An 18,221-nucleotide genomic window follows, 5' to 3' on the forward strand; every position below is an offset into this window, starting at 1 on the left:
CCCGTGAGACCGTACCCAGGTCATCGGCTCGCCGGACGCCCCGACACCACGCGAAGATGCGAGCGCGCAGATCTGGTGCACGGCGGCCCGTCGGGAGCGCCCGGTGCCGGCCCTCAGCCCTGCGGTGTGGTGTCGGCGTCAGGAGCCCCAGCGGGCTGCCCGAGCCGCGAGTTCGAGGGCGGTGACGGCGCCGGGTTCGCCGCGCTCGCGGAGGAATTCGCTTGGGACGGTGTAGCGGGCGCCGGCCTGCGGGGAGCGGGCGGCCTGCCGCACGACGTCGTCGACCAGGACGGTGGCCATGTCCAGCCGCGGGTAGCGGCCGTGGAGTGCCTCGCCCTGGGCGTCGGTGACGAACTCGGTGCCGAAGCCGATGTCGACCCCGATGCCCCGGCGGGTGAGGTTCACTGGAGCTATCAATTGGACTTCACACTTCTCCCGCTGGGACGTCCATGATCAAGAACTGTCGCGGCGGTACCGTGAGGGCTGAATCATTTGAGTAACGCGTCCGCGGACAACAAACCATCCGAGGACGCAGCCGGTGACGCCAGCGGCGCTGCCGCAGGGAGCTCCCGGGCCGGTTTGTTGTCCGCGGACAACAAACCGGCCGGGCCGGTGGGAGGTGCCGTCTCCGACCGCCTGGCCGACTCCAGCAGTGCCCGCTCCTGTGCCTTGGCCTCCGCTGCCTGGGCCTTCTGGGCGTCCAGGTGTTGCAGCAACTGAGCTGCGTTGAGACTGGGGGAGTCCCGCAGCACACGAGCCAGTGCGCGGCCATCGCGTTCGGACAGCGTGCCTGCGCTGAGCATCGTCTGCAGCTCAGTCGGCACCGAGAGAAGCGCCAACTGGTTTGTCACCCACGAGCGATCCCGCTTCAGGCGCTCTGCTGCGCGCGACTGCGCCCCGCGCTCACCTGCCTCGGTGCAGACATTGACGAGCTCCTGAACGCCTCGAGCTCGTTCGATGACGTCGAAGTCCTCACGGTCCAGGTTCTCGGCGAGGAGGTGGTCGACGAAATCCTCGCGCGTTCGTGCGAGGTCGTCGCGCATGACGAAGTCGAGCTTGTCGATGCCGACATGGCGGGCGCTGCGGTATCGGCGCTCGCCGTTGACGAGGACGAACTCGGCTGATCCGATGTGGGGCCCATGCTCGGGCCAGAGCGCAAGGTAGGCGGTACGGGACACGACGACGCAAGCGGCGAGTTGCGCTTGGCGCAGTTCCTCACCGAAACGCGTGAGGTCGTCGTCGGACCCGAAGTTGCGACGCGGGTTCAGAGGCGTGGGGGAGACCTCGTCGAGCTCGATCCTGATGAGCTCGTAGGTCGGGATCGCTCCCTCCGTGATGGCCTTGGCGCGGCCGCGTTCGCTGCGTTCGCCTGTCCGGCGAGCGGCGGAGAACGAGCTGCCGCCGCCGAGGAGGTCCTTCTTGCTCACTTCGTCAGTGCTTTCTTCAGATCGCGCATGGCGATGGCCTGGTCGCAGTCGGGCGCATACTCAAGAAGGGGGCGCTTGAGGCGTACGGCCTCTCGCTGTTCCTTGAGGTCGGGGATGACGGCGAGGACCGGGGGGTCGCCGAACTGCTCCCAGCCATCGAGCGACGACGTAGCGATCCATCCCTTGCGGGCGTCGTACAGGTTGACGACAAAGCCCAGCTGGGTGATGGCGACGTCCAGGTCGCCTTCCATGTCCTCGATCTGCTCGTGGAGCATGTCGTAGGCGTCGGCAGAGGTGTCCTCTGCCTGGACCACTACGAGCAGCCCAGAGGCTCGGGGGTCTTCACCTTCGCGGTTCCGGGCGAAGTAGAGCGCCGTGTCCATGGTGTATCCCAGGCTCGGCGGGCAGTCGATCACGATGTAGTCGAAGTCCTTTTCAAGGGCTTCGATGGCCTTCTCCAGCGCGGTCTCCTTCACGCGGACGTGCCGCGTGGTGGCGAGCTTCGCGTCCAGCAGGAAGGCGTCCTTACATGCCGGCAGCAGGAAGAGACGGCCGTGGAACTCGTCGTACTCGATGGGGATTAGGAGGTCACGGATCGAGCCGTCGACCTCCCCCAGCATGTGCTTGGCGAGGCTGGGCTCCTTGACCCCCAGGTGCTTCTCCCCCAGGTGCAGGGTCAGGTGCCCCTGAGGGTCGAAGTCGATCACGCAGACACGGGCGTCGGCCTCCGCGAGAGCCTCGGCGAGACCCGCGCTGACCGCGCTCTTGCCCACGCCGCCCTTCTGATTGCACACGACGAACCGACGAGCATGCTCAGGGCGGACCGGCGCCGGCATGGTGTGGGTGTCGAGCCATAGCCGGATCGACTGGGCCACACCCTGGTTGTAGGCGACTCCCTGGACCTTGCAGTCCTTCTTGAAGTCCCCATACAGCCCACTGGGCAGATAGGTAGCGAAGGATGGGCCGCCAGAGGTGTCAACGGTCCTGGCGGCGGAGGGGTCGGTTCGCCAGGCGTGGACGCCATCTGTCACGGCATCTTGGATGTCGACACTGAGTTGGGCGGCGCGAACCTTGAGCTCGTGACGCAGGGCCGGCGGCAGCTTGACGACTACCTTTTCCCTGTCGGATGGGTCGTATGGAGCGGTCGTGCCGGTTACCTTACTAGTCGCCATGTGCCGTGCAAGTGCTACACGCTGACACGCTGTCCATTTTTGTCCTGACCTGTCTCGCTGATGGTGAGCCAATCCCAGTCGTTCTGAGCCATCTGGTCGCGCGTCTCAGTCAACCTCGGCCATCTGCTGTTACGTCTCGCTCTTCCTGACCCACCGGTCTGAGCCGCTACCTACGGTCGATGCGCGTGGGCAGGGCGAAGCGGGAGGGACTGTTGGAGGCAGAGGACTTCTGGCTGGAGTACGTGGCGGCCCCTGGTGAGCTGTGCCGGGGGCCACTTGAGGTGATGTGGTCAGCCGGCTTCGAGCTGGCGGAGCAAGTGCGTGCGTTCCCGTCGTACCGGGGACAGCGCAACTTCCCCGGCTGGTACTGGGCGGCAACCAGGGCCACGGACATCGGTTACGAATCCTGGGTTGAGCTGGGCCACCTGATGCGGCTGGACTTCGACCCGGATGTGGTGGCGCTGGCCTCGCAGCCCTTCCGGCTTTCCTGGCGGTACGGCGGCCAGGGGCGCCGGATCAACCACACGCCGGACTACTTCGTACGTCGGCGGGACGGCACAGCCACGGTGCTGGACGTACGTCCCGACGATCGGATCGAGCCCGAGGACGCTGCAAAGTTCGCAGCCACTGCCGTGGCCTGCGGCCGGGTCGGCTGGGGATACGAGCGTGTCGGGGTGCTGGAGCCGGTGGCGGCGGCGAATCTGCGCTGGCTGTCGGGTTACCGGCACCCCAGGGTGCGGCGGGAGCCGGTGGCGGCTGAGCTGAGGGCCGCCTTCACCGAGTCTCAGGGCCTGCTGGAGGGAGCCCGGTCGGTCGGTGACCCGATCGCCGTGCTGCCGGTGCTCTTCCATCTGCTGTGGCTCCGGGAGCTCGACATCGATCTGGAGGGTGAGTTGCTGTCGGCGGCCACGCTGGTGAGCCTGGCACCCGCGATCGCCAAGGAGGTGGACACCAATGCCGATGCGTCCGCGGATGCTGTTGCTGGGTGACCGGGTCCGCTATGACGGGCGTGAGCACACGGTCGTCGCCCTGCACGGCACGTCGGTGCGGCTGGTCGACGATGCGCATGCCGCGAGCGTGGTGCTGCTGGGGCATTTGCTGTCCTCCGACGGCTTCGCCGTGGTCAGCGTCGGCCCCGTCCGCCCGGTCATGGGTGATCCGGGTGCTTTGGCGGGTCTGCCGGAGGACGTCACGGATCGGGTCAGGTGGTGGCAGCGTCACTTGGTCGAGCTGCTGACGGGACGCCCGGACGACGATCCGCACGCCCCGGTGCGGGCCGAGTACGACCCGTCGCTGCACTCGCTGCACTCGCTGCGGCAGCGGGAGCTGACCAAGCTGGCCGAATTGGGGGAGAGCGGTGAGGAAGTGGGGCTGAGCGCGCTGCGTCGGATGCGGTCCCGCTTCGAGCGTGACGGGGTGGCGGGGTTGGTGGACGGGCGGCTGCGCAAGCCCGCCACTGGCACGAGCCGGGCTGATCCACGGGTGGTGGCCGCGATCGAGAAGGTGGTGGGCGGGCGGACAGAGGAGGCGACTGTTACCGCGCAGGTGCTGCGGCGGAAGGTGGAGCGGGAGCTGGCGGCCGAGCACGGCGCCGGAGTGGTGGAGCTGCCCTCCCGCGCGACGTTCTACCGGCTGCTCGAGGCGGTCTCCAGCGGGCGGCATCTCCTGGGGTCGGCCCGCACCCGCCGCTCGTTGGGCAAGCAGCCGAAGCGAATGTTCGGGCAGCTCATAGCTGGCCGGCCGGGCGAGGTGATGGAGATTGACTCCACGCCCCTGGATGTCCTGGTCATCCATGACGACGGGGTCGTGGACCGCTGCGAGCTGACCGGGCTGGTGGATGTGGCCACCAGGACCTTGGCGGCGGTGGTACTGCGCCCGTCGACCAAGGCGGTGGACGCCGCACTCCTGCTGGCCCGAGCTACGACACCGGAGCTGATGAGGCCCGGTTGGCCAGACGCCTTGCGCATGTCGCGCTCGGTGCTGCCCTACGCATCGCTGCTGTCGCTGGACGAGCGGCTGGCCAAGGCCGCCGCGGTCCCGGTGATCGCCCCGGAGATGGTGGTTAGCGACCACGGGAAGGCGTTCATCTCGGACACCTTCCGCAACGCCTGCCGGAGCCTGGGGATCTCCTTCCAGCCCGCGCATCCCGATACCCCGACCGACCGGCCGCACATCGAACGGACCCTCGGCTCGGTGGCGACGATGTTCGCCCAGTACGTGGCTGGCTATACGGGCCGCAGCGCCGAGATGCGTGGCAAGGACCCGGCCTCGCACGCGGCCTGGTCCATCCACGAACTCCAGGAGCTGCTGCAGGAGTGGGTCGTCGCGGGGTGGCAAACACGGCCGCACGACGGTCTGAGGGACCCGCTGATGCCGGATCGGCCGCTGAGCCCGAACGAGAAGTACGCCGCCCTGATCTCGGCAGCTGGATACGTGCCAGTCGCGCTGAGTCCGGAGGAGTACATCCAGCTGATGCCCCGTGCATGGCGGGTCATCGGTCCAAGCGGAGTCCGTATCAACAACCGCACCTACGACGCCTGCGCACTCGGCCCCCACCGGCGCCAACCCTCCGGGGCGGGGCCAGCCGGCCGTCTATGGGAGGTCCACTACGACCCCTACGACATCTCCTGCGCCTGGGTGCGCAATCACCGCGGGGAAGGGTGGATCACGGCAACGTGGCGCCATCTGCGCACGTCTCCCGTTCCAATGGGCGAGTTGGTCTTCGAGCGAGCCCACCAGGTACTGACCGAGCGGGAGCAGCGCAGGCCGCACGAGGAGGAAGTCGCCCAGGCTGCGGCGGCGCTGCTGGATCGGGCCGCCGACGGACCGGAAGCGCGCCCTGCCCGACGGCGTACCAGCGACCGGCCGGCCGAGCGCCGGGACCGCAAGGTCGCCGCCCGGACCCGGGCGACCTCTTCCGCTTCCTGGCCCCGGCCGGTTCCTGAACCTGAGCCGAGAGCGGAGGCCGCGATCGCGCCGGAAGGGGAGGAGGCACTCGCAGAGGTCATCCCATTGGAGATCTTCGATGCACGCAAGGAGGCTGAGAAGTGGTGGTAGCCACCCCGGAACCGGACGAAGAAGAGCCTGTGGACCTGGAAGAAGACCGGCCAGATCCCTCCACCCGTCTGGAAGGCTGGCGCCGGTTCGTCGAGGAAGACGCAGCCGGCTTCGATCTGCTGCCCGGACCGGAATGGCAGGCTTTGGACCTGATGCGGCGCGAACCCTACGACGAGGCCCGAATCCGGTATCACTCGGAAGTTCAAGTCGTCCGAACCTCGGCTGTGAAGGAGATTGCCCATCAAGGGCGACTGCTCACGCTGCTCAACCAGCGTGAGCACGGCGCCCGACGCGGCATGATCGTCTCGGGGAAGCAGACGACGGGGAAGACGACCGCACTCAAGCAGCTCGGACGTCTCCACGAACTGCGGGTACGCCAGCGCTACCCGGATAGCAACCGGATCCCGGTCGTCTACCTGACTGCCCCGCCCAAGGGGTCTCCACGCAAGCTCGCCATGGAGTTCGCCCGCTTCCTCGGCCTGCCGGCGATCGGGCCCCGGCACAACACCATCGACATCACGAGCGCTGTCTGCCAGGTGATGATCGAAGCCCGCACTGACCTTGTGCTGGTCGATGAGATTCACCTGATGAACCACGCGACTCTCGCGGGCGAGGACCTCTCCGACCATCTGAAGTACTTCACGGAGCACCTGCCCGCCACGTTCGTCTACGCCGGCATCGACGTCGAGCAGTCCGGCGTGTTCACCGGAGTCCGCGGGAAGCAGCTCGGCGGCAGATGTGTTCTTGTCCGCACCGGATCCTTCCCCTTGGGCAGCGAATGGCACTCGCTGGTTGCCTCCCTGGAGACAACGCTGCGGCTGCACCGGCACGAGCCAGGCACACTGGTGAAACTGTCGGACTACCTCCACCAGCGGACCGGTGGAGTCATCGGCAGCCTGTCTCACCTGATCAGGGCCGCAGCCATTTCCGCGATCCTCGACAACAGCGAGCGCATCACCCGCGCCTCGCTCAAGAACACCCGCATCGATCACAACAGCGAGTCCACGAGTCGGCGCGCGGCCTCCCCGGCGAGGGCGGCGGGGTGAGCGGGACGACCGATTTCTGGCTCGTCCGGCCGCTTCCCATGCCCGTGAAGCCGTTCCCCGGCGAGACCGAGGATTCCTATCTGTGGCGTCTGAGTCAGAAAAACAAGATTCCCGTCCAACGGCTGATGGCGCCATCCAGCTGGCTGCTGTCCCAGCAGGACTACGTAAGCCGCCTCAGCATCGTCAGCGGCCAGCCCCGTGACAGCCTCGTGAAGGCAATCCCGCACCTCGGCAAGACTCAGAAAGGGCAGTCAGGACGACCGCGTCAACACGCTACCTATGCCTGCCGTCGCTGCGTGGCACAACGGACCGGCGTCCCGGATCACAGCGTCTGGACCTGGGCTTCCCGCCACGATCAAGTCTGCATCCCGCACCGTCTCTGGATCGGAAGGGCCGTCGACAGCCCCTCCCGTCAGTTCGATCTCACCGAGTTCCCGGACGTTGTCGAAGCCCAACGCCGCCACCACCGGCTTCTGCGCCGCCACGGAAATCTCCTGCTCGACGCGTGCTACCAGTACGGTTCGGCCTTCTGGCACAGCATGTTCCAGCGCGGCTACCGCCTAAGCGACCGTGCCGAACGGCTCCGTCAGATGTCTCCGGTCAACGGATGCGTCCGCCCCTTCGACCCGCGCCGATATGTCGCCGTCTATCCGGAAATCGTCGAGACGATCTCGCTTTACTCCTCCCCGCACTGGCGGAAGGTCGCGCTCGCCGACGACGAGAAGTTCGACCGCTTCAAAGCCGAGTTCAATCGGCGGCTGCCACAAGAACGAGCTCTGCGAACCACGACCCGTGATTGGTTCCTGACCGAGCTGAGACAAATCGCCGTGCGCGTCGAAGCAGTGGCTGAATCATCCCAGCCTGGCTGGCCAGCCGGCACTGATCTGAGCGGCCACTGAGAAGTGCGCTTCACAGTCCGGGCAGGTCGCATCGCCGAAGACGTAGGTCAACATGTTCGCCACCTCTTCCTGACCGTCGGCAAGCGCGACATCGTGGAGACGGCGACCGATGCCGGTCAGGCCAAGGGGGGCAGCGGGGAGCAGGGGCCTCGTCTCCACCTCGTCGTCCGAGAGTGCGTAGTCACCGCTGGTCGAGAAGAACCCACGCTCGCCAAAGACAATGAACAGGCCCGCTGCACAGCCGGGGCAGGAGATCTCGTACTCCTCGTTCGTGAGCCCCCACGCCAAGTCTTCGCTCCAACCGGACACGCCCTCAAAGCTCAGTACGTCTTCCAGGAGATAGGCGTACTCACTGCGATCGATAGCCGTCCGAAGGCGCTCATTCGCCAGCGAAAGCAAGGTCGCTACGTCGGCCGAGTGCTTCACGCGGACATCGCCGGCCCCATGAGGCTGGTCGGCACCCGCCATGATTGCGCCCGCCAGGTTCAGCGCATGAACTGCTCGCTCGCGGTCGTCCGTGCTGGCTACGCCGACCAGCCAGGGCAGCACTGCAAAGCTGGCCGAGTACACGCTGCCCTGATGGCACAGGGCAGACCAGAGGTCATTCCAGCGTTCAGAGGTCGGATCCGATGCGATCCGCTCCAGCAGAGCAGGTATGTCTTCCGCAGAGCCGTACGCATGGCTGAGCCCCGACCAATCCGTCATGCGGGAATCTAACCAGGCTGAGTGAGACGGGCAGTCAGCGCCGTCTCACTCAACCTGAACCACTGCTGGTCACGGCACCTTCGTGGCCCACCTTCATTGCGACAGGACATGTCCTGAGCTGACTTGCTGACTTGCTCGCGGCGGGCGGTGACGACGACTCCGGCGAGTCGGCGGTCGATGGTGGACGGCGCGGTCAGCTTTCCGGCGGGCTGGCCGGGCCGCGGGGGCCGGGCGGGCTGGAGCCAGCACCACTCCACGAACAGGACCAGGGTGCCGGAGCGGACGGCGAGCGGGGGCAGGCTGGTCTCGGTGCAGAAGCGTTCCCACACACGCCAGTCGTTGGCGTACCCGTCGCGGGCCTTGGCCGGCCGGTTGGCCTCGACGTGCTTGGTGGCATCGCGGTCGATGTCGGCCAGGCGGACCTCGGTGGCGGGGCCGAACTGGCCAGGGAGCTCGAGCACGGTCTCCTGCGGGCCTGCGGCGGCCGTTTCCACCGAGTTCGCCATCGTCTCCCCTGAACGTCCGTCATGCGGCTTTCTGGAACCCTGATAAGTGAGCGGTGCTGGTGCTCGACGCAGCACCTCTCGCACGTGCCAGGTCCGGGAGGATTCGAGTGATGAGGGTGAGCACCATGGAATCTCCGTCTCGCTGGGGGTCTGTACGGGAGAATGCGCGCAGTTCTGGGAACTTGGGGGAGCCGGTGGCGCAGCGGGTGATCGCGGGCAGGTATGAGCTGCAGCAGTTGCTGGGGCGGGGCGGGATGGGGGAGGTGTGGGCGGCCCGCGACGGCGTGATGCAGCGTTTGGTGGCGCTCAAATTGCTCCAGGCGCAGCTCGGGACGACCGAGGGCGAGAAGCTGTTCTTCCGGGAGGCCCGCACGGCGGGGGCGTTGAGTCATCCGGGGATCGTGACCGTCCATGATCTCGGACGGGACAGTGACGGCACGCTCTACCTCGTGATGGAGAACGTTCCCGGGCAGAACCTGGCCGTTGTGCTGGAGCAGGGCCTGCCTCTGGTCGGGGACGTCCTGGCGTGGGCCGCGCAGGTCGCCGACGCGTTGCACGCGGCGCACACCGTCCGGATCGTGCACCGCGACCTCAAGCCCGCCAACCTCATGCTCACCCCGGCGGGCAGCGTGAAGATTCTCGACTTCGGAATCGCCCGCTACCTCTCCGCCCTGACCACGGTCAGCAGCCTCATCGGCACGTTCGCCTACATGCCTCCCGAGCGGCTCCTGGGCAAGGGCGGCGACGCCCGCGGAGACCTGTATTCGCTCGGCTGTGTGCTCTACGAGCTGCTGACCGGCCGCACCCCGTTCAGCGGGCTCGACCGTCCGGCCCTGATGTACGCGCACGTAAACACCCCGCCCGCACCGCCCTCAAGCCACCGCCCGGGTCTGTCGCCCCATCTCGACGTGCTGCTGGCCGAACTCCTTGCCAAGGAACCGGGCGACCGGCCCGCCAGTGCCGCCGATGTCCGTGACCGCCTCCACCACCTGCCCGCGTCTTCGCCTCCCGGACTACCGCCGACCTTGCGGGGAGAGCCGGGCCACCGGAATGTCGGCGCCGTCACCGGCGGTCTCCGGCCTCCACCGGCCTGGGCCGCCATGGCGAAGCCCTCCCATCAGCCCTGGACGCACATCACCGGCGGCCGGGTCCGGACGACGCCGGCGGTCGTGGACGGCACCGTCTACATCAGCAGCGGCGACACCGGGGTGTACGCGCTGGACGCGGCCACCGGCACCCCCCGCTGGACCCACACCACAAGCAGCGGCATCTGGGCGCGGTTCGCCGAACACGTCGTTTCGTCGCCGGCGGTCGTGGACGGCACCGTCTACGTCGGCAGCACCGACAAAAATGTGTACGCGCTGGACGCGGCCACCGGCACCCCCCGCTGGACCCACACCACCGGCAACTGGGTCCTTTCGTCGCCGGCGGTCGTGGACGGCACCGTCTACGTCGGCAGCGCCGATAACAAGGTGTACGCGCTGGACGCGGCCACCGGCACCCCCCGCTGGACCCACACCACCGGCAGGAATATCCGTTCGTCGCCGGCGGTCGTGGACGGCACCGTCTACATCGGCAGCGACGACAACAAGGTGTACGCGCTGGACGCGGCCACCGGCACCCCCCGCTGGACCCACACCACCGGCGGCTGGGTCCGTTCGTCGCCGGCGGTCGTGGAAAGCATCGTTTACGTCGGCAGCACCGACAAAAATGTGTACGCGCTGGACGCGGCCACCGGCACCCCCCGCTGGACCCACACCACCGGCGGCTGGGTCCTTTCGTCGCCGACGGTCGTGGACGGCACCGTCTACATCGGCAGCGCCGATAACAAGGTGTACGCGCTCGATGCGGCCACCGGCATCCCCCGCTGGACCCACACCACCGGCGACACCGTCACCTCGTCGCCGGCGGTCGTGGACGGCATCGTTTACGTCGGCAGCGACGACAAGAAGGTGTACGCGCTCGATGCGGTCACCGGCATCCCCCGCTGGCTGCACACCACCGGCGGCGCGGTCCGCTCGTCGCCGGCGGTCGTGGACGGCATCGTTTACGTCGGCAGCGACGACAAGAAGGTGTACGCGCTGGATGCCGCTACCGGTCGGGCCGGCGCCTCGTGACCGGTAGCGGCCGGCCGCCTAGCGACCGGCCGTGTCCCCTGGTGTCCGAGCTGGGATTCCGGGGCCTAGACCACCCGCAGGGCCGCGGGCCCTCACTGGTAGGCCCAGTACAACCTCAGTGCCGATGCGATCGAGACCAGGACGGCTCCCAGAAGGACCATCGACCAGGAAAACGCCTGATTCGCCAACTCCCCGACTCTGCGCGTCTCGTCCTCACCGCTGGCACGGATGAGATCAAGGTTCTGAGCGACCGCCCGTTGCGCTCGAAACAGGGCAACGGGCGGAAGGTCCAGGAAGTCCTCCTTCGCCTGGATCCCGATAGCTTTCCCCTTACGGGCCGCCCACCCGACAGTAGCCCTAGGGCCCTTGCGGACAGCTCTGACAGGGGTGAGGAGCAGCACCACCAGCGCGGCCACCACTACCCCCAACAGAGTGCCGAAGATGCGAAAGCTGGCCCAAACCTCGATCGGGAATCTAAGTGCGGCCTTCAACAGGTCGGGAACTTCGGCCCGCTGCACCAGATCTTGGTACTCCTTGAGCGCGAACCACGCGCGCACGGCTGATCCCAGTCCCCCGAGCAGCCCCCCCACCAAGGTGAACCAAGCTGCAGCCTGCGTCACGCTTGCTGGCACCGCGCCCATGCGTCTCCAACCTTGATCACTCATTCCGTCGGCAACCTTCGGAGCTGGCCGACAGTCAGGGGTGGGGCGGAGTGTGTCGGTATCGGTAGTCCATGACCCGACGGTGCCATGCCAGCCCAGAGCAGTCGTGACACCACGGCGAAGCGGCCACCCCTCAGCCCTGACCATCGGCGATCCGGGCTAGCGCACGATCTGACGTGAATGTTCCTCACCGTCCGGGTACAGCACGCTCACTCCGTGCCTTCCCCGTGGTCGGTCTGGATCTCACGGGAGAGGCGGGCGCGGCGCGCGAGTTCTTCCGCTCGCGCGACGGCGCGGGTGGCTGCCTGGCTTGTCTGCGGTGTCCTCGACCTGGCGGCAGCGGGTGGGGAGGCCTGCGCGGAGCGGGCCGTCCGAACCTCGCCCTGATCGGCCTGGCGTCCGGGGATCCGCCGGGCGCGCTTGTCCGCTCGGGCCACGGCCAGGGCGGCCGCGCAACGCTCCTCCGTGGTGATGGCGGGGGCTTCCACGGGCTGCGGAGCGGGCTCGGGAGCCCGGGCCGGGACTTCAAGTCCCCAGCGGGCGAGCTCCGCGGTGCGGGCTGCGGTTTCCGCGGCGAGCTGGGTGCGCCCGCGGCGGTCAAAGCCGAGGTTGGCGAGCTCGCCGCAGCGATGGGGCGCTGCGCCGTGGGCCAGGGAGGCCTGCCAGGAGAGCCCACAGGGGAGTGGAGCCGGTTGCCCACTCGTTCAACAGGCCGCGATCGACCAGGTGCAGCCGCTGGCTTTGGGCAAACTTCACCGCTGGAGCGGTGAATCGTCCGTTGGTGACGAGGACGACGACGTCGCCGTGGTGTACGGGGCGACCGGTCCCGTTCAGGACGTGAAGGTCCGGGGTGCCCACAGCGGCCCCGGCCGCGCCGTCGCGGCGATGTTTGCATTGGATGACCCAGCGGCGGCCTGCGGGGTCGGTTCCTTTGACGTCGGCGCCGTTGTCGCCGGCGCCGCCCACCCGGATGGCATCGTGGGCGCCGTCCCGGCGCAGCAGATCTCGTACTGCATCCTCGAACTGGCTGTGATGCAGGCGGTCCAGGCAGAGAATGTCCCAGCTCTCTGGCTGCCGGCGTCGTGGCGACCAGGCGGAGGCGACAAGTCGCCCTGCCTTCACCAGCAGCAGCATGATCGCTGTGGCGGCCAGGGCCACGATGGCGACTGCCGCGACCTCGGGGCCGTGGCGCTCCCGCCACTGCCGGGCCTGCGACACCAGGGCGCACACGAGCGCGGCCGCCACAACGAGGCTGGCGGTGTCCATGCCGCGCCCTCTTCTCCGACGGTGCACGGGCCGACGTCCTCGTCCTGGCGTCCGTCGTCGAGCGGTGGTGCGGGTTGGGTTCCGACGTCCGGGCATGGCCGGGCCTTCCTGGAGCAGGTCACTGACGGGACCCACCCCCCCCCGGAGGGTCGGCGGGCGGGCGGCCGCCTCCCACCGGCTGGCGGGAATCTCCACCCACCCTCCTCAGGACGGCTTGCCCAAAAGCTTGCCCAGCGCTCGAAGGGGCGAGAGCGAAGGCTTGCCCAGCGAGCGAGCCCGTGGTTCAGCTGGGCGGCTCGACGCGCGGCCGCGCCGCTGCGGCAACTCTCCTTGTGGCTGAGCACGCTAGGTGGCCCGGCGGGACAACTTCGCGGCTCTGTTTCTTCGCCGAACGACCGAGTGGTGCCCAGGACCCTGTACACCGCACGCAGTGCGTGGCCGGAGGGGGCGCTGGGGCCGCTTCTCAGGTGAGTAGTTTGTAGAGGTACAGCCCTCGCTCGCCTCCCACTGCAAGTTCGTGAGCGGCCCCCCATGCGCACGAGTACAGCGGCCCTTCGGCTCGTGCGAGGGCTGCAATGCCTCGTCCCTCGACATTCCAGATCCGCACCGTCCCGTCCCCGCAGGTGGTGGCGAGCCAGGTGCCGTCTGGCGCGATCGCCACCGACCTCACCGGGCCGTGGCGGCCGGTGAGGGTGGCCGTGCAGGTGCCCGAGGCCCGATCCCAGATCTGCACCGTCCCGTCGAGGAAGCCGCCGCCGGTGGCGAGCCAGGTGCCGTCTGGCGCGATCGCTACCGAGTGCACCGGGCCGGTGTGGCTGGTGAGGGTGGCCGTGCAGGTGCCCGAGGCCCGATCCCAGATCCGCACCGTCCTGTCGAAGAGGCTGCCGCCGGTGGCGAGCCAGGTGCCGTCCGGCGCGATCGCCACCGACTGCACCCGGTCAGTGTGGCCGGTGAGGGTCGCCGTGCAACGGCCCGAGACCCGGTTTCAGATCCGCACTGTTCCGTCGTCGTCGCCGGCGGTGGTGAGCCAGGTGCCGTCTGGCGCGATCGCCACCGACTGAACCGGGTCAGTGTGGCCCGAACTGGGGGGAGTTTGAGCAGCGAACACCCGGTCCCAGATCCGCACCATCCCGTCGCGGGCGCCGGTGGCGAGCCAGGTGCCGTTCGGCGCGATCGCTACCGAGTGCACCGGGCCGGTGTGGCTGGTGAGGGTGGCCGTGCAGGTGCCCGAGACCCGGTCCCACAACCGCACCTTCCCATCGTGCCCGCCGGCGGTGGCGAACCAGGAGCTGTCCGGCGCGATTGCCACCGACTGCACCGGGCGGGTGACGGTGGCCGTGCAGGTGCCCGAGGCCCGATCCCAGATCTGCACCGTCCCGTCGAAGAGGCCGCCGCCGGTGACGAGCCAGGAGCTGTCCGGCGCGATCGCCACCGACCACAACGCGCTGACAGGGCTGGGGAGGATCCGCCGGAAGCCGGAAGCCGGAAGCCGGAAGCCGGAAGCCGGAAGCCGGAAGCCGGAAGCCGGAAGCTGGGGCGTCGGGTAGGGGCCACCGGGTTTGGAGGCAGGGGCGCTGGGTGGGGTCGTGGTGGTGGGCGGTGATCTGGGGGTGCCAGTGCGGGTGGGTGTCGAGGCGTGTGTGGAGGACGCCGGTGAGGGCGTGTGGCGGTTCCGTGGGAGTGAGTAGGTGGGCAATCTGCGCGAGGCTGTGGGCCATGGAACGGGTGTGGGTGGTGTCGATGCGGGTGAGATCACTCCAGGGGGCGGTGGGTCCGCGCAGGGTGAGGCGGGCTTCGACCCAGCGCAGGTCACCAGCCAAGGCCTCGGCCAGCGGGGTGCGTCCGGCTGCGATGAGGTGGTCGATGAGGTGGTCGAGAAGGTAGCCATCTGTGAGCTGCCACCAGGCGCGTTCTGGTTCGGGGTGGGTGGGGACCAGCGGGCGGGCCGTGGGCAGGGTGGCGGCGACCGTGTTGATCAGGAGGGCGTTGATGCGGGTTAGGCCGGCTGTGCCGAGCTGGGCGCGGAGGTAGTCGCGGATGACGTCGTGGAGGCTGATCGTGCCGCCGTTCGTCGGGTTGAGTGAGAGGAGGGACAGGCATTCCAGGTCCCGGCACAGGGTCCGGGTCTGTTCCTCAGTCAGCCCGCTGCTCGCCTGCCACAGTCGGGCTACCAGCGGGATGGGAATGGACTCGTCTTCGGCGAAGATTCCGAGTTCGGTGAAGCGGTCCGGACCACTGGGCGGGAGCAGGGTGGTTGCGGCCTCGATCGATGCCTTGACGGCCTGGTTGCGCTGGCTGGGGTCGTCGAGGTTCCAGGTGGCGGTCGGGGCGTCCACGGCAGCTGGCCCGGTGCCACGCAGCCGGTGAAGGATCCGCTCGGCGGTGGCGGTAGGGTCGGCGCCGCCGGCACACTGTTCTGCGATCAGGCGGTTCGTCAGGCGGAGCAGCAGGGCCCATCGGCCGCTGGCCCGCAGCAGCGCGTTCAGCAGGTCCCCCGGGAGGGGTGGCAGGTTCCAGGTCAGGACTGCCGTGGCCTGGGCGTGGGACATCTGGTCGACGGAGATAGGGCGGGTACCGGGCGGTAGCAGGTCGGGGTTGCGGGTGGTGACCAGCCGGGCGCAGTGGCGGCCTCCCCTCAGGAAGGGCTCGAGCTGGTCGAGTTCCCACACGTCGTCGAGTACGAGCAGGGTGCGGGGCCGCTGGTCGAGGAGCCGCCCGAGGTGCGCGCCTGCCAGATCGGGATCGTCAAACTCGGTGGTGTCGCCGGTGATGAACCGGGTGGCCTCGGCGACCTTGGCAGCCACCGCCGCGCGTCCGCGGACGTCCCGACCGATGGTGAAGAAGTAGATCCGGGAACGGAAACGTCGTCGCACTCGCCTGTGGGTGCACACCGCGCTCGCCAGCGTCGTCTTACCGAACCCTCCCGCTCCCGACAGCGAGGTGGTGATGCCCACGGGGCGGCCGCCGCGGCACACTGCCGCCACTGTGGCTCGGGTTTGGTCACGGTCCACGAACCAGTCGGGAACAGCCGGCGGCGGAGGAGGCGGCGGATCGTCCAGGCCCGCTGGTGGACGCAACTGCAGCCATGCCGCGCCACCGCCTGCCACGATGGCCAGCGCGCCGAAGACGCCGACAGACCACCACGGATGCTGCCGCAGCTCATCCAGAAGCCAAGGCCAGCGCGGAGTGGCGGTGGCAGCATTGCCCGCCAGAGCCACCACAATCGCCAGAGCCACGCCCAAACTGACAAGCGCCACCACTACCGCAGCCCACACCCGCACGCGCACGCGCCCACCCCCGGCAACGAATCCCTGCGCGTGACCCTAGCGAGATCACTCTCCACCATCAGTAGAACGCGATAAGACGGAGTCGCCGGGAACACGACGACCGCCCGATCAGGATGATCCGCGCGCCACCCTGCGAGCGCGTCCTGCTCAGGGGCCGACTAGCGTGCTCAAGGGCCGACTGTCGCGCCCGCTCAGACCACATCCTGCTGTGACTTTGCACTTGAGTCGGCCCGTTTCGCCAAGTGGAACGCTCATCCGCGGGCCTCGGCTAGATCGGCCCTTCGTAGAGGATGATCTCGGCGGGCTTGTGGTCCTGGAACAGCATCACTTCACCTACCGGCGAGACGGCGGCACGGACGAGCGGACCAACCTTCGCCTCGTGCACTGCGAGTGCCACCGCCAGCACCACGCTGGCGACGGCGAACGGACCACATAACCCTGCTGACCTGCGAAGCCCTCGCGGCTTGCTTGAGCCGGATGCGCTGAAAGGTGCACGTCCGGTTCTGAGGGGGCCGGAGATCAGCAATGGGCTCCGGCTACCCGACCTCAGCCGTTGTGACTGAGCGCTCGACTCGGCCCGTCTGGCCAATCAGAGCGCTCAGCTGGAGCCCGCATCCAGAGCGATCCGGTCGGAAGCTAGCGACCCACCGTGCTCCAGTCAGCGGGGGCAGGCGGCACCGTACGGCCTGCGATGTGTTCGCGGAGGCGCCGGGTCAGTTCCGGCAGATCGTAGGCAGGGAAGCTGACCTGCAGGAGGCGCAGGGCGAAGTCCGACGGCTGGTCGCCCTGAAACATTGCCGCGTCCATCGGCTTGATCTTCACGTCCCAGGCGTCGGGGGCGGCCCAGTGCGTCATCCGCACGTAGAAGGCATCCCGCGGTCCGGCATTTGCTACGGCCGAGAGGAAGGAGAGTCCGCTGTCGACCGGGAAGTCGATGAGCATCCAGCCGCGGCGGGACTCCACCCACTCCGCCATGTGCGGCAACTTCGCTGGCCAATCCGCGTTGCTCTCGGCCAAGTCCTGGCAGCAGGTGAACGTGTCGATGCCACACTCCCAGATCGCCTGGATAGCTGGTGCGAGCTGCTCGTCGATCTGGGCGTGGAGGTTGCCCACCCGGACGAGAACGGTGGGATGCGTGCCTTCGTAAGACGTCATCGCAGGAGCATAGAAGCGGAGTACGACATCACAGTAGGCGGAGCCCGCCGGCAACATGCTCCGCTTCAACCAGCCGCGCACCCGCTAGCCGGACACCCCCTGGGAGCGCTCAGCGCCTCAACGACTGCACCACGACCGCCGCCGACAGCAGGAGTCCGGCACCGGCCATCACCTTGGCGGCGGTCGGGCGTTCGCGCGGGTCCGCCCCGGTGGCCAGCAGGAGCTGCAGCGCCGAGGGGAAGAACAGGAACATCCCGGCCATGGCGCCGATGAACGACCACAGCACCAGCAGCGCCGCGATGGTGCCCGCGACGTAGACGAAGCCGGACGGCCGGGCGTACAGGAACAACGGCACGGAGACCACCGCGGCGGTCGCGAAGGCGAGCGCCGGGATGCCGGAACCCGCGAACCACACGATCAGCACCGGTAGGGGGGTGACCACGGCGCACAGCACGAGGCCGAACTGCCATGGATGAATATTCGCTCGCGCAGCGGCCTGCATGACCAACCCCCGGACCCGATGACTTGAACGCGTTCAAGCTACCGGATCCGGGGGCGTGCTACGGCAGCGGGTGCACCGGCCAGCTGGACCGCTCGGTCAGGCCAGCTGAAGAGCAGGGCAGATCACCTCCGCCTGCGCGGTCTTCCGCCTCGCCGTCCACCGCCGAGCCCACCCGTGCTCCGTGTCCGGCCTCTCCGCCACCGCCGGATCAATGGCGTACGGCGCGGCGAGATCGTCCAGGGCGCAGCTGTGTGACCAGATCGGCCGGGATTCGATCTCCGGAGCATGGACCGTAACCGTCATGCCCCCAGATAGCGCGCTTGCACCGGTTCCCGTATGGCTTCTCGCGAAGTCCCAGCAGGCCAGCGCACCAACCGCTACCCTGCGTGCCAACAACAACGCTCAGCGGGGCCAACTCAA

At 68.4% G+C, this 18,221-nt stretch carries 17 protein-coding genes and 1 pseudogene; 6 read left to right on the plus strand and 12 right to left on the minus strand.

Features of this window, described 5'->3' with window-relative positions; translation table 11 throughout:
* Nucleotides 1-138: 138 nt before the first annotated feature.
* The 3 genes from ACZ5WG_RS38555 to ACZ5WG_RS38565 form a co-directional block, all read right to left on the minus strand.
* Nucleotides 139-405 carry a hypothetical protein gene (locus ACZ5WG_RS38555; RefSeq protein WP_468729321.1) on the minus strand — a complete coding sequence of 89 codons (267 nt, stop codon included), beginning with the start codon at nt 403-405 and terminating at the stop codon, nt 139-141.
* Nucleotides 406-488: 83 nt separating this feature from the next.
* Nucleotides 489-1,427 carry a ParB/RepB/Spo0J family partition protein gene (locus ACZ5WG_RS38560; RefSeq protein WP_468729322.1) on the minus strand — a complete coding sequence of 313 codons (939 nt, stop codon included), beginning with the start codon at nt 1,425-1,427 and terminating at the stop codon, nt 489-491.
* On the minus strand, nt 1,424-2,599 hold the full coding sequence (locus ACZ5WG_RS38565; protein ID WP_468729323.1) for a ParA family protein: 1,176 nt from the start codon (nt 2,597-2,599) through the stop codon (nt 1,424-1,426). The genes ACZ5WG_RS38560 and ACZ5WG_RS38565 overlap by 4 nt, the downstream gene beginning before the upstream one ends.
* A gap of 212 nt (nt 2,600-2,811) precedes the next feature.
* Here ACZ5WG_RS38565 and ACZ5WG_RS38570 point away from each other — a divergent pair, with 212 nt between their 5' ends.
* From ACZ5WG_RS38570 to ACZ5WG_RS38585, 4 genes are read left to right on the plus strand one after another with little or no spacing between them, the layout of a single operon-like run.
* Entirely contained in the window at nt 2,812-3,588 is a 777-nt protein-coding gene (locus ACZ5WG_RS38570) for a TnsA-like heteromeric transposase endonuclease subunit (protein ID WP_468729355.1), read from the plus strand.
* A complete protein-coding gene (locus tag ACZ5WG_RS38575) occupies nt 3,572-5,656 on the plus strand; it encodes a Mu transposase C-terminal domain-containing protein (RefSeq protein ID WP_468729356.1) in 2,085 nt (694 codons plus the stop codon). The genes ACZ5WG_RS38570 and ACZ5WG_RS38575 overlap by 17 nt, the downstream gene beginning before the upstream one ends.
* The gene (locus ACZ5WG_RS38580) at nt 5,647-6,702 is read left to right on the plus strand and encodes a TniB family NTP-binding protein (RefSeq protein ID WP_468729324.1); all 1,056 of its coding nucleotides are present in this window, start codon (nt 5,647-5,649) and stop codon (nt 6,700-6,702) included. The genes ACZ5WG_RS38575 and ACZ5WG_RS38580 overlap by 10 nt, the downstream gene beginning before the upstream one ends.
* Nucleotides 6,699-7,601: a hypothetical protein gene (locus tag ACZ5WG_RS38585; RefSeq protein WP_468729325.1), complete on the plus strand. Its 903-nt coding sequence runs from the start codon at nt 6,699-6,701 to the stop codon at nt 7,599-7,601. The genes ACZ5WG_RS38580 and ACZ5WG_RS38585 overlap by 4 nt, the downstream gene beginning before the upstream one ends.
* On the opposite strand, the gene ACZ5WG_RS38590 is transcribed toward ACZ5WG_RS38585, so the two are convergent.
* Both ACZ5WG_RS38590 and ACZ5WG_RS38595 read right to left on the minus strand, forming a co-directional pair.
* Nucleotides 7,554-8,306 (minus strand): hypothetical protein, encoded by a 753-nt coding sequence (locus ACZ5WG_RS38590; protein WP_468729326.1) that lies wholly within the window; start codon nt 8,304-8,306, stop codon nt 7,554-7,556. The genes ACZ5WG_RS38585 and ACZ5WG_RS38590 overlap by 48 nt on opposite strands.
* A gap of 8 nt (nt 8,307-8,314) precedes the next feature.
* Nucleotides 8,315-8,812 carry a hypothetical protein gene (locus ACZ5WG_RS38595; protein WP_468729327.1) on the minus strand — a complete coding sequence of 166 codons (498 nt, stop codon included), beginning with the start codon at nt 8,810-8,812 and terminating at the stop codon, nt 8,315-8,317.
* A 194-nt stretch (nt 8,813-9,006) separates the two neighbouring features.
* Between ACZ5WG_RS38595 and ACZ5WG_RS38600 the strand changes: the two genes are divergently transcribed.
* On the plus strand, nt 9,007-10,929 hold the full coding sequence (locus ACZ5WG_RS38600; RefSeq protein ID WP_468729328.1) for an outer membrane protein assembly factor BamB family protein: 1,923 nt from the start codon (nt 9,007-9,009) through the stop codon (nt 10,927-10,929).
* Nucleotides 10,930-11,021: 92 nt separating this feature from the next.
* Here the strand turns inward: ACZ5WG_RS38600 and ACZ5WG_RS38605 are convergent, their stop codons facing one another.
* The 5 genes and pseudogenes from ACZ5WG_RS38605 to ACZ5WG_RS38625 form a co-directional block, all read right to left on the minus strand.
* The gene (locus ACZ5WG_RS38605) at nt 11,022-11,570 is read right to left on the minus strand and encodes a hypothetical protein (RefSeq protein ID WP_468729329.1); all 549 of its coding nucleotides are present in this window, start codon (nt 11,568-11,570) and stop codon (nt 11,022-11,024) included.
* A 618-nt stretch (nt 11,571-12,188) separates the two neighbouring features.
* The gene (locus ACZ5WG_RS38610; protein ID WP_468729330.1) at nt 12,189-12,857 is read right to left on the minus strand and encodes a restriction endonuclease; all 669 of its coding nucleotides are present in this window, start codon (nt 12,855-12,857) and stop codon (nt 12,189-12,191) included.
* A gap of 463 nt (nt 12,858-13,320) precedes the next feature.
* Nucleotides 13,321-13,791 carry a WD40 repeat domain-containing protein gene (locus ACZ5WG_RS38615; RefSeq protein ID WP_468729331.1) on the minus strand — a complete coding sequence of 157 codons (471 nt, stop codon included), beginning with the start codon at nt 13,789-13,791 and terminating at the stop codon, nt 13,321-13,323.
* Nucleotides 13,792-13,842: 51 nt separating this feature from the next.
* The gene (locus tag ACZ5WG_RS38620; protein ID WP_468729357.1) at nt 13,843-14,670 is read right to left on the minus strand and encodes a WD40 repeat domain-containing protein; all 828 of its coding nucleotides are present in this window, start codon (nt 14,668-14,670) and stop codon (nt 13,843-13,845) included.
* A pseudogene (locus ACZ5WG_RS38625) lies at nt 14,594-16,144 on the minus strand (NB-ARC domain-containing protein); the annotation flags it as partial. The pseudogene ACZ5WG_RS38625 and the gene ACZ5WG_RS38620, both read right to left, overlap by 77 nt.
* A gap of 307 nt (nt 16,145-16,451) precedes the next feature.
* Between ACZ5WG_RS38625 and ACZ5WG_RS38630 the strand changes: the two are divergent.
* Nucleotides 16,452-16,580 carry an HNH endonuclease gene (locus tag ACZ5WG_RS38630; protein ID WP_468729332.1) on the plus strand — a complete coding sequence of 43 codons (129 nt, stop codon included), beginning with the start codon at nt 16,452-16,454 and terminating at the stop codon, nt 16,578-16,580.
* 200 nt (nt 16,581-16,780) lie between these two features.
* Here the strand turns inward: ACZ5WG_RS38630 and ACZ5WG_RS38635 are convergent, their stop codons facing one another.
* Nucleotides 16,781-17,299: a hypothetical protein gene (locus ACZ5WG_RS38635; RefSeq protein ID WP_360703742.1), complete on the minus strand. Its 519-nt coding sequence runs from the start codon at nt 17,297-17,299 to the stop codon at nt 16,781-16,783.
* A 109-nt stretch (nt 17,300-17,408) separates the two neighbouring features.
* A complete protein-coding gene (locus ACZ5WG_RS38640; protein ID WP_466862855.1) occupies nt 17,409-17,741 on the minus strand; it encodes a hypothetical protein in 333 nt (110 codons plus the stop codon).
* Between the last annotated feature and the right edge of the window lie 480 nt (nt 17,742-18,221).

The sequence above is a fragment of the Streptomyces sp. NPDC032745 genome, assembly GCF_055579465.1.

Excerpts from the sequence above, each read along its gene's own strand:
- ACZ5WG_RS38595 (WP_468729327.1), bottom strand. The coding sequence starts at position 8,812 with ATGGCGAACTCGGTGGAAACGGCCGCCGCAGGCCCGCAGGAGACCGTG.
- ACZ5WG_RS38610 (WP_468729330.1), bottom strand. The coding sequence starts at position 12,857 with ATGGACACCGCCAGCCTCGTTGTGGCGGCCGCGCTCGTGTGCGCCCTG.
- ACZ5WG_RS38565 (WP_468729323.1), bottom strand. The coding sequence starts at position 2,599 with ATGGCGACTAGTAAGGTAACCGGCACGACCGCTCCATACGACCCATCC.
- ACZ5WG_RS38635 (WP_360703742.1), bottom strand. The coding sequence starts at position 17,299 with ATGACGTCTTACGAAGGCACGCATCCCACCGTTCTCGTCCGGGTGGGC.
- ACZ5WG_RS38590 (WP_468729326.1), bottom strand. The coding sequence starts at position 8,306 with ATGACGGATTGGTCGGGGCTCAGCCATGCGTACGGCTCTGCGGAAGAC.
- ACZ5WG_RS38575 (WP_468729356.1), top strand. The coding sequence starts at position 3,572 with ATGCTGTTGCTGGGTGACCGGGTCCGCTATGACGGGCGTGAGCACACG.
- ACZ5WG_RS38605 (WP_468729329.1), bottom strand. The coding sequence starts at position 11,570 with ATGGGCGCGGTGCCAGCAAGCGTGACGCAGGCTGCAGCTTGGTTCACC.